The sequence below is a fragment of the Sphaerotilus sp. genome, assembly GCF_041083715.1.
In the GTDB taxonomy this organism is placed as follows: Bacteria; Pseudomonadota; Gammaproteobacteria; order Burkholderiales; family Burkholderiaceae_C; genus Sphaerotilus.
In genome coordinates, this window is the sequence record NZ_JBFPGY010000195.1 from 1 (window position 1) to 9,201 (window position 9,201).

The window sequence follows — 9,201 nt, forward strand, 5'->3', positions numbered from 1 at the left end:
GTGTATAAGAGACAGCCCTCGCCCCGCTGCTCTTCGCCGGGCCGAACGACAACGGCGGCAACGGCCGGCACAACGAGATCGACATCGAGTTCGTCGGCAGCAACACGCGCCGTTTCCAGGCCAACTTCTGGACCAACGACGACACCTACACCGGCGGCAACGAGCACCTGGTCGATCTGCCCTTCGACGCGGCGCAGGGCCTGCACCAGTACGCCTTCAAGTGGACCTCGACCGGCATCGAGTGGTTCGCCGATGGCGTGTCGGTCTACAAGGTGCTCGACTCGGCCCTCAAGCCCACGCCCAAGACGCGTGATTCGCTGCAGAAGATCATGGTGAACCTGTGGCCGGTGGACAGCACCGCCGCCGGCTGGGCCGGCACCTTCGTCTATCCCGGCACGCCGCTGTCCTCGACCTACGACTGGATCCAGTACACCGCGGGCGAGACCTGCACGGTCGGCCCGCTCGCCGCCGGCTCGGCCGCCACCGACCTGCATGTGCAGGGCATCGCCCTCGCGCTGGTCACCAAGAACACGCAGGCCACGGCCAAGGTGCTGGTGCTCGACGGACTGGGACGCCCGGTACAGAGCGCCCAGGTCAACGGCACCTGGACGGGCGCGATCACCGGCACCTCCAGCGGCCTGACCGACGCCACCGGCAACGTGACCGTGACCTCGGCCAGCTCGACCAAGACGGGCACGGCCACCTTCTGCGCCACCGGCCTCACGGCAGCCGGTCTGGCCTATGTCAGCAGCGCCAATGCGGCGACGTGCGTCTCGATCACCAAGTGACGCCAGGCGGCCTCACGGGGCCGCGGCATGCTGGCGCGTTTCGAGCACCTGCTCGCACGCCAGACAGCGCAGCGCCTGCGGCCTGACCTCCAGCCGCGCGAGCGGAATGTCGGCGCCGCAGTCGATGCAGACACCATAGGCACCGTGGTCCAGGCGCTGCAGCGCCAGCCCGATGTCGGCCAGCTCCTGGCGCTCGTGGTCGGTGAAAGCGAGGTCGATCTCGCGGTCAGCGGCGCGGGCCGGGGCGTCGTCGCTGTCCTGGTCCAGCACGTCGCGGGCATGCTGGACACGCGAGGCACCATGGGTATGCAGGTTCAACGACGCCAGCAGGGCCTGCTGGCGCTGCAGCAAGGCCGTGCGCAGGGCAGCGCGGCGCGGCAGGTCGATCTTCTGGGTGATGGTCATGGTCTTCTCCGGACGGACAAAGGGGGACCGGACCATCGTGGCACCCGGACGGCCCGGCAGGCTTGACCCGGCGCAACCGCCCCCTGGCAGGCCCCGACTGGCCGCCACCCCGTCCCGCAGGCACACTGCCGCCATGGACGACACCGACCGCCACCTGATCTCGCTGCTGCGCCAGGACGCCCGGCTGACCGTCGCCGCGCTGGCGACCAAGCTCGGTGTCTCGCGCGGCACGGTCACCAACCGGCTGCGCAGGCTCGAAGACGAGCAGGTGATCGTCGGCTACACGCTGCGCCTGCGCCCGGACGCGGAGCCGGACCAGATCCGCGCCTGGATGGGCGTGCTGGTCGAGGGCAACCAGACCCGCGAAGTCATCGCCAACCTGCTCGGCGAGCCCGGCGTGCAGGCGCTGCACGACACCAACGGGCGCTGGGATCTGCTGGCGGAGCTGCGGGCGGATTCGATGGCGGAGCTGTCGCGGGTGCTGGAACGTGTGCGGCTGATCAAGGGCATCCGCACGACCGAGACCAGCATCCTGCTGGCGAGCTACCGCTGATCAGGCGGCGATCCGCACCACCTCCGCCGGCGCCTGCAGCATGCCGAACAGGTTCTTCGGGTCCGCCGACTGCGGCACCAGGTCGATCTCCTCGCCGATGCCCAGCGCGCGTGCCGTGTCATGCACGAAGCACAGCGCCGCGTAGTCCTCCAGCGCGAAGCCGACCGAGTCGAACACCGTGACCTGCCCGGCCGACGTGCGCCCCGGCGCCTGCCCGGCCAGCACCTGCCAGAACTCGGTCACGGGGAAGTCGGCGGGCATCTGCTGCACGTCGCCCTCGATGCGGCTTTGCGGCGCGTATTCGACGAATACGGGGCCGCAGCGCAGCACGTCGGCGTGCAGTTCGGTCTTGCCGGGGCAGTCGCCGCCGACGGCGTTCAGGTGCATGCCGGGCGCGACCATCTCCGGCGTCAGGATGGTGGCGTTGGTCTTGTCGGCCGTCACCGTGGTGACGATGTCGGCGCCGCGCACGGCCTCGTGGATGCTGGTGCAGACCGTCACCGACAGGCCCTGTCCGGCGAGGTTGGCGACCAGCTTGGTGGTTGCGGCCGGGTCGGTGTCGAACAGGCGCAGTTCGCGGATGCCGACCAGATCGCGGAAGGCGATGGCCTGGAACTCGCTCTGCGCGCCGTTGCCGATCAGCGCCATCACGCGGCTGCCGGGACGGGCGAGGTGGCGCGCGGCGGTGGCGGACATGGCGGCGGTGCGGATCGCGGTGGTCAGCGTCAGCTCGGACAGCAGCCGCGGCACACCGGTGGTGACATCGGCCAGCACGCCGAAGGCCATCACGGTGGGCAGGCCGTGGCGGGTGTTCTTCGGGTGGCCGTTGACGTACTTGAAGGTGAAGCGCTCGGCGTCGGCGATCGGCATCAGCTCGATCACGCCGTCGGCGGAATGGCAGGCCAGGCGGGCGCTCTTGTCGAACTCGTTCCAGCGCAGGAAGGCGGCTTCGATGCGCTGGGCGACCCCGGCGATGCAGGCGGACAGGCCGACGCGCTGGACGAGTCGGACCATGTCCTCGACGCCGACGTACAGGGTGGTGGGAAAGGTGGTGCGGGTGTCCATGGCGGTTTCCGGGAGTTCTGGGGTTGGGTAGAGTCTCCCGGAGGTCAGCGTCAGGCGGAAGCGCATGGAATGCCGCGTTTCGCTTCAGTGCCTGCCGAAATGACAGCCTTCATTGCCATATTGCTGCACGCACGCCCACCGAACACCCTCCCCGCCATGCGCACACCACTGCCCCGCCTCCTGCGACTCGCCGCCTTCGTTGTCGCCATCCCCAACCTGACCCTGCTGAGCGCCTGCAGCACGGACCAGTTCTGGAACATCGGCCAGGCCTGGCAGCGCGACCACTGCATGAAGCTGCAGGACCCGCAGGACCGCTCGCGCTGCCTGGCCGACATGACCCGGTCACGCGAAGACTACGCGCGGCAGGCCGAGGGGCTGCAGCGGGCGAGGCCGTAGCGGACCATCAGCCTTTTGTAGCACTGTTGTTAGCAATATGCGAACATCAAGCCATGCACTCGATCGAATTCACCCGCGAAGCCACCAAGGCGCTGGACAAGATGCCACGCGACTTGCGCGAGATGGTGATGGGCAAGATCGACGGAAGGGGTCAGGTGTACGAATGAGCAACCATGTTCAGGTGATCGAGCAGGACGGCAAGCCGGCGTTCTATGTGGTGCCAGCGGCGCTGTGGGAACGCATGCGTGAGGCCGCGGAGGACGCGGAGGACATCGCGGACCTGGAGCGTTTCGAGCGCGAAGACGACGGCGTGCGCTACCCCGCCGCCGTGGCAATGGCGATGGCCGACGGCGCCAGCCCGTTGCGTGCCTGGCGCGAGCACAGGGGCATGACCCTGCAGGCGCTGGCCAATGCTGCGGGCTTGAGCCGCGCCTATGTCAGCCAGATCGAGGGCGGCAAGCGCACCGGCAGCGCGGCCACGCTGGCGAAGCTGGCGCAGGCGCTGGGGGTGTCCGTGGTGGCGCTGATCCGGTAGGGCATGACGAGGACGAAGATGACCCAGATCGCTGACCTGCCCGAGTTCGACATGGCGGACTACCTGGACAACGACGAGGCCGTGGCGCAGTACCTGAGCGTGGTGCTGGCCGAGGGCGATGCGGGCGAGTTGGCCGACGCGCTGGGGCACATCGCCCAGGCTCAACGTGTGCGCCGGAGGCCCGCCTGATGCGTTCGGCCGCCGAATTGCTGCGCGAACTCAACAGCGTCGATGAATCGCCGGGCATCGAGGCCAAGCGCGCCTCCGGGGCGGGGAAATCGGTGCTGGAAACGGTCATCGCCTTTGCCAACGAGCCGGCGCTGGGCGGTGGTTATCTGCTGCTGGGTGTCGAGCGGGCGGGGCCGGGGCAGGCGTATCACGCAGTCGGGCTGGTCGATCCCGACAAGCTGCAATCCGACCTGGCGAGCCAGTGCGCCAGCCAGCTCAACCAGCCCTTGCGCCCACGCATGCGGGTCGAATCGATCGACGGGCGGGCGGTGCTGGTGGTGTTCGTGGTCGAGGTGGCGCTCACCGACAAGCCGGTCTACTTGCGTGCCACCGGGCTGCCCCGCGGCGCGTTCCGGCGCATCGGCTCGACCGATCAGCGTTGCACCGACGATGACCTGTGGGCGCTGCGCCGCATCGACGAGCCGCAACCCGGTTTTGACGCGAAGGTGGTCGAGGACTGCACGCTCGACGAACTCGATCCCGACGCGGTGGCCGAATACCGGCGGCTGCGTCGGCTGGTGAATCCGCAGGCAGAGGAGTTGGGCTACAGCGATGACGACTTGCTCGAAGCGCTGCTGGCGGCGCGGCGCGTGGGCGGGGTGCTCAAGCCGACGGTGGCGGGGGTGCTGCTGTTCGGTCGGCCGCTGACGCTGCGGCGGCTGTTTCCGACGGCGGAGGTGTCGTATGTGCGTGTGGTCGGCACCGAGTGGGTGGCCGACCCGGAGCGCCGCTTTGCCGCGACATTGGACGTGCGCAAGGGCGCGCTGCTGGCGTTCCGGCAGATCGCGGCGGCCATCGAGGACGACCTGCCGCGTGGTTTCTACCTGCCGCCCGGTGCGATGCAGAGCCTGCAGGAGCCGCTGGTGCCGCGTCAGGCGTTCCGCGAGGCGCTGGCGAACGCGATCATTCACCGCAGCTACCGTTTCAACCAGCCGACGATGGTGGTGCGCTACAGCGACCGCATCGAGTTCATCAACACCGGCTGTTCGCTCAAGCCGGTGGCCGAACTGGGGCGTACCGGGCCGGCGCAGCGCAATCCGGTGCTGGCGGCGGTGTTCCGCGATGTGGAGATTGCCGAGGCGAAGGGCAGCGGCATCCGCACGATCCGCCGTGTCTGCGAGGCGCATGGCTGTCCGGCGCCCGAGTTCGAGTCGCGGCGGGAGGCGGGGACGTTCGTGACGGTGCTGCGGTTGCCGGTGATCGAGGCAGTGATCACGCCAGTGCCTGCCCCGGACACTGGTGACTATCCAGACCAAAGTCACCAGCCTGAGCCGGATAGTCACCAGCTACCGCCCGATTTGCTGGCTCAACTGCCCAAGCCGGGCACCCGACCCAGCCGTACCCGCATCCGCGAACTGATCATCCTGCTGTGTTGGCACACGCCGCTGAGTGCCGCCGAACTGGCGCGTCTGCTCGGGCATCGCGAGCAGAAACCTTTCGTTCGGGACTACCTGACGCCGATGGTCCGCGAGTCGCTGTTGACCTATGTCATCCCGGATCAGGCTAACCACCCTGCGCAACGGTATGCCGCGCGCCACCTGTAACGGGCTGCGACGATTTCCGCTGGGGCAGTGCAATCGGTATTGAGACCGGAATAATTTCTCACTTTCGGCCCATCGCTACCGCCAGCAGCAACGCACGCAGGGCTATCGTCGCCCTCCACACGGCAAAAAAAGTGGGCGCCTGACTCTCAGGCCATCGTGACCCCAGCCGTCAATGACCGAACCACACGGCCACCAGGGGAGAAAAACCATGTCTCGCAGACGAAAGACCAGCGGCGCCGACGCGGTGACGGACCTCGTCGCCAAGCTGCCTTGGTGGGTGGGCGTCGTGCTGGCCGTCGTGGCCTATGTCGGATTGCATCGCCTCGCGGTGCCCATGGCGGCGACGCCGTTGCAGCCGGGCCAAGCGGGTGCGCTGGTGGTGCGGACGCTCATTCAGTCGATGGCCAGCGTGGGCCAATACCTCATCCCGTTTTTCTGCCTGCTCGGTGCGGCCCTCTCTGCGTATCGCCAGCGCGAACGCCGGGACATTCGACCAAAGCGAACGCCTTGACTGCGTTGCCGCCCATGCTCGGATGGCTGATGAACAATCGCGGGTGCACCCGCTGACACAGCGTTCCTCGCACTGACCGCACCACAGGATTCCCGCCGATGCCACCACCGCCACTGACCCCGCACCAAAGCCAGTACTGCGCCTGGTTGCTGACCCGGCGTGCGGCCGGCGACACGGTCGAATCACTGGCGTCCACCTTGGTCGATTCGCAAATCGACCTCAATCCGCATCAGGTGGAAGCGGCGCTGTTCGCCTGCAAGAACCCGCTCTCTCGCGGCGTCATCCTGGCGGACGAGGTCGGGCTGGGCAAGACCATCGAGGCGGGGCTGGTCATCTCCCAGCGGTGGGCCGAGCGGCGGCGGCGCATCCTGATCATCGCGCCCGCCAATCTGCGCAAGCAGTGGCACCAGGAACTGCAGGACAAGTTCCACCTGCAAGGCGTGATTCTGGAAGCCAAGAGCTACAACGCGCTCAAGAAGGCGGGCAACAAAAGTCCTTTCCTCACCGGCACGACAGGTCCGGTCATCTGCTCGTACCAGTTCGCGAAATCCAAGGCCAACGACATCAAGGGGATTGCGTGGGATCTCGTGGTGCTGGACGAGGCCCACCGCCTGCGCAATGTCTACAAGACCAGCAATGTCATTGCCAAGACGCTCAAGGACGCGCTCGGCCATGTGCATTCCAAGGTACTGCTGACGGCGACGCCGTTGCAGAACTCGCTGCTGGAGTTGTACGGACTGGTCAGCATGATCGACGACCGCGTGTTCGGCGATCTCGACAGCTTCCGCACCCAGTTCACCGCACAGAGTCGGGAGCAGGCGTTTCAAGGGCTGCGGCAGAGGCTGGCAACGGTCTGCAAGCGCACCCTGCGCCGACAGGTGCAGCCCTATGTGTCCTATACCGCCCGGATCGCCATCGTTCAGGAGTTCACGCCGTCACAGGAGGAGCAGCAACTGTCTAAGCTGGTCGCCGAGTACCTGCGCCGGCCGAAGCTCCAAGCCATGCCCGAGGGGCAACGCCACCTGATCTCGCTGGTGCTGTGGAAACTGCTGGCCTCCTCCACGCACGCCATTGCCGGGGCGCTGGAGACGATGGCGAAGCGGCTGCAAGGACAACTCGACGAGTCTGCCGACCTGCCCGATCTGGCCGAGGAACTCGATGACGACTACGAGGCGCTCGATGAAACCGCAGACGAGTGGAATGGGGCGGAAGGTGCCGTCGATCCCTATCGGCGTGACACCCGCGATGCGGTCACGCAGGAAATCGAGGAGCTGCGCCACTTTGGCAACCTGGCCATCAACATCCGCGAGAACGCCAAGGGCGCCGCTCTGCTGACGGCGCTGGCCCGTGCGTTCACCGAGCTGGAGCGGCTGGGCGCGGCCAAGAAGGCCATCATCTTCACCGAGTCCAAGCGCACGCAGAGCTATTTGCTGTCGCTGCTGGCGGATACCGAATACGGCGACGGCATCGTGCTGTTCAACGGCACCAACAGCGACGCCCGGGCACAGGCGGTCTACAAGGACTGGCTCAAGCGCCACGAAGGGACCGACCACATCACGGGGTCGAAAACGGCCGATACCCGGGCGGCGCTGGTCGAGCAATTCCGGGATCGTGGCACCGTCATGATCGCCACCGAAGCGGGCGCGGAGGGCATCAACCTGCAGTTCTGCTCGCTGGTGATCAATTACGACCTGCCGTGGAATCCCCAGCGCATCGAACAACGCATCGGGCGTTGCCACCGCTATGGGCAGAAGCACGATGTCGTGGTGGTGAACTTCATCGACCTCAGCAACGAAGCGGATGTGCGGGTGTATGAGTTGCTGGCGCAGAAATTCCAGTTGTTCGAAGGCGTCTTCGGGGCCAGCGACGAGGTGCTGGGGGCGATCGGGTCGGGCGTCGATTTCGAGCGGCGCATTGCCGAGATTTATCAAACCTGCCGTGAGCCGGACGCCATCCGGGCCAGTTTCGAGCAACTGCGGCTCGACTTGGCGGTCGAGATCACCAAGGAGATGGCCAAGACCCGGCAAATGCTGCTGGAGAACTTCGACCAAGAAGTGCAAGACAAGCTGCGCGTCCGGGCTGCAGACAGCCTGGAGGTCCGGAGCCGGTTTGAAAAGCTGCTGATGGACGTGACGCGGGCGGAACTCGCCGGGGCTGCCGAGTTCGATGACCACGGTTTTTTGCTGCACAACGTTCCAGCGGGTGCGGTTGCCCAAGGGGTCGAAGCGATTGCCCTGGGGCGCTATGAGTTGCCCAAGCGCAAAGAGGACGATGCGGCGGCCGAAGAGGCGGCCCATACCTACCGCGTAGGACACACCCTGGCGCAATGGGCACTGATGCAGGCCAAGTCGCGTTCGCTGTCTGGTGAGCCGGTGCGGCTCGTTTTCGACTATGACGCGCATGGAACGCTGGTCAGCACCCTCAAACCGTATCGAGGCCAGACCGGGTGGCTGACGCTGAAACGGGTGTCCGTGACTGCGCTGGGTCAGGAGGAGGAACACCTGATCGTGGCGGCCTGCACGACGGACGGTGTGGTGCTGGCGGAAAACGACCCGGACAAGTTGCTCAAGCTGCCGGCGGTGGTGGTGCCTGCGGAACTCGTCGGCGAGTCAGGCCATGCGGCGCTGCACGCTGATGTGGACAAACGCCTGAGCGCACTGCTGGGCGAAGTCAATCAGCGGCACCTCGGGTACTTCGGCCAGGAAGTTCAGAAGCTCGATGCCTGGGCGGATGACCTGAAGGTGGGGCTGGAGCAGGACATCAAGGACATCGACCGAGACATCAAGGAGGTGCGCCGAACAGCGGCCATCGCCGCGACGCTGGACGAGAAACTTCACTGGCAGAAAAGCCAGCGTGAACTGGAAAGCAAGCGCAGCAAACTGCGGCGCGAATTATTCAATCGGCAAGACGAGATCGAGAGCGAACGCAACGACTTGATTGCTCAGCTCGAATCTCAGTTGAAACAGCAGGTGGATGGCCAGACGTTGTTCACCGTCGAATGGGGAATCTTGTGATGGTGGAGCTATCTGGAAATTTTTACTTGACCTCTAAGGAAGGTCTGCATAAATCGCAGACGGCTGTGCTTGCCTGAGGGGTGATGGCCTGAGAGGATGGAGCCCATGAAACAGCAGAGCTTGGGCCTGGGCCAGTCGAACAAGCGCACCCGACGGCGGGAA

The 9,201-nt window shown here is 66.3% G+C and carries 11 protein-coding genes; 9 read left to right on the top strand and 2 right to left on the bottom strand.

Translation table 11 applies throughout. From position 1 onward, the window contains the following. The first annotated feature begins 83 nt into the window (after positions 1-83). Positions 84-788 carry a family 16 glycosylhydrolase gene (locus AB3X43_RS08650; protein WP_369429450.1) on the top strand — a complete coding sequence of 235 codons (705 nt, stop codon included), beginning with the start codon at positions 84-86 and terminating at the stop codon, positions 786-788. Between the two features lie 12 nt (positions 789-800). Here the strand turns inward: AB3X43_RS08650 and AB3X43_RS08655 are convergent, their stop codons facing one another. Further along, complete coding sequence (locus AB3X43_RS08655) at positions 801-1,193, bottom strand: TraR/DksA family transcriptional regulator (protein WP_369429440.1); 393 nt, start codon at positions 1,191-1,193, stop codon at positions 801-803. A gap of 133 nt (positions 1,194-1,326) precedes the next feature. On the opposite strand from AB3X43_RS08655, the gene AB3X43_RS08660 reads away from it, so the two are divergent. Next, entirely contained in the window at positions 1,327-1,746 is a 420-nt protein-coding gene (locus tag AB3X43_RS08660; protein WP_369429441.1) for an Lrp/AsnC family transcriptional regulator, read from the top strand. Here AB3X43_RS08660 and AB3X43_RS08665 read toward each other — a convergent pair whose 3' ends face one another. Then, the gene (locus AB3X43_RS08665) at positions 1,747-2,811 is read right to left on the bottom strand and encodes an ornithine cyclodeaminase (protein ID WP_369429442.1); all 1,065 of its coding nucleotides are present in this window, start codon (positions 2,809-2,811) and stop codon (positions 1,747-1,749) included. 156 nt (positions 2,812-2,967) lie between these two features. Here AB3X43_RS08665 and AB3X43_RS08670 point away from each other — a divergent pair, with 156 nt between their 5' ends. From AB3X43_RS08670 to AB3X43_RS08700, 7 genes are all read left to right on the top strand, one after another. Continuing rightward, positions 2,968-3,207 carry a hypothetical protein gene (locus tag AB3X43_RS08670; RefSeq protein WP_369429443.1) on the top strand — a complete coding sequence of 80 codons (240 nt, stop codon included), beginning with the start codon at positions 2,968-2,970 and terminating at the stop codon, positions 3,205-3,207. 53 nt (positions 3,208-3,260) lie between these two features. Continuing rightward, positions 3,261-3,374 carry a type II toxin-antitoxin system RelE family toxin gene (locus AB3X43_RS08675; protein ID WP_369429444.1) on the top strand — a complete coding sequence of 38 codons (114 nt, stop codon included), beginning with the start codon at positions 3,261-3,263 and terminating at the stop codon, positions 3,372-3,374. Further along, positions 3,371-3,742: a helix-turn-helix domain-containing protein gene (locus AB3X43_RS08680; RefSeq protein WP_369429445.1), complete on the top strand. Its 372-nt coding sequence runs from the start codon at positions 3,371-3,373 to the stop codon at positions 3,740-3,742. The genes AB3X43_RS08675 and AB3X43_RS08680 overlap by 4 nt, the downstream gene beginning before the upstream one ends. 18 nt (positions 3,743-3,760) lie before the next feature. Next, positions 3,761-3,931, top strand: coding sequence for a helix-turn-helix domain-containing transcriptional regulator (locus AB3X43_RS08685; RefSeq protein ID WP_369429446.1), 171 nt, complete (start codon positions 3,761-3,763; stop codon positions 3,929-3,931). After that, positions 3,931-5,514 (top strand): ATP-binding protein, encoded by a 1,584-nt coding sequence (locus AB3X43_RS08690; protein WP_369429447.1) that lies wholly within the window; start codon positions 3,931-3,933, stop codon positions 5,512-5,514. Before AB3X43_RS08685 ends, AB3X43_RS08690 begins: the two co-directional genes overlap by 1 nt. Positions 5,515-5,722: 208 nt before the next feature. Beyond that, on the top strand, positions 5,723-6,025 hold the full coding sequence (locus tag AB3X43_RS08695; protein WP_369429448.1) for a hypothetical protein: 303 nt from the start codon (positions 5,723-5,725) through the stop codon (positions 6,023-6,025). A gap of 98 nt (positions 6,026-6,123) precedes the next feature. Then, positions 6,124-9,039, top strand: a complete 2,916-nt coding sequence (locus AB3X43_RS08700; protein WP_369429449.1) for an SNF2-related protein — start codon at positions 6,124-6,126, stop codon at positions 9,037-9,039. Positions 9,040-9,201 lie beyond the last annotated feature (162 nt).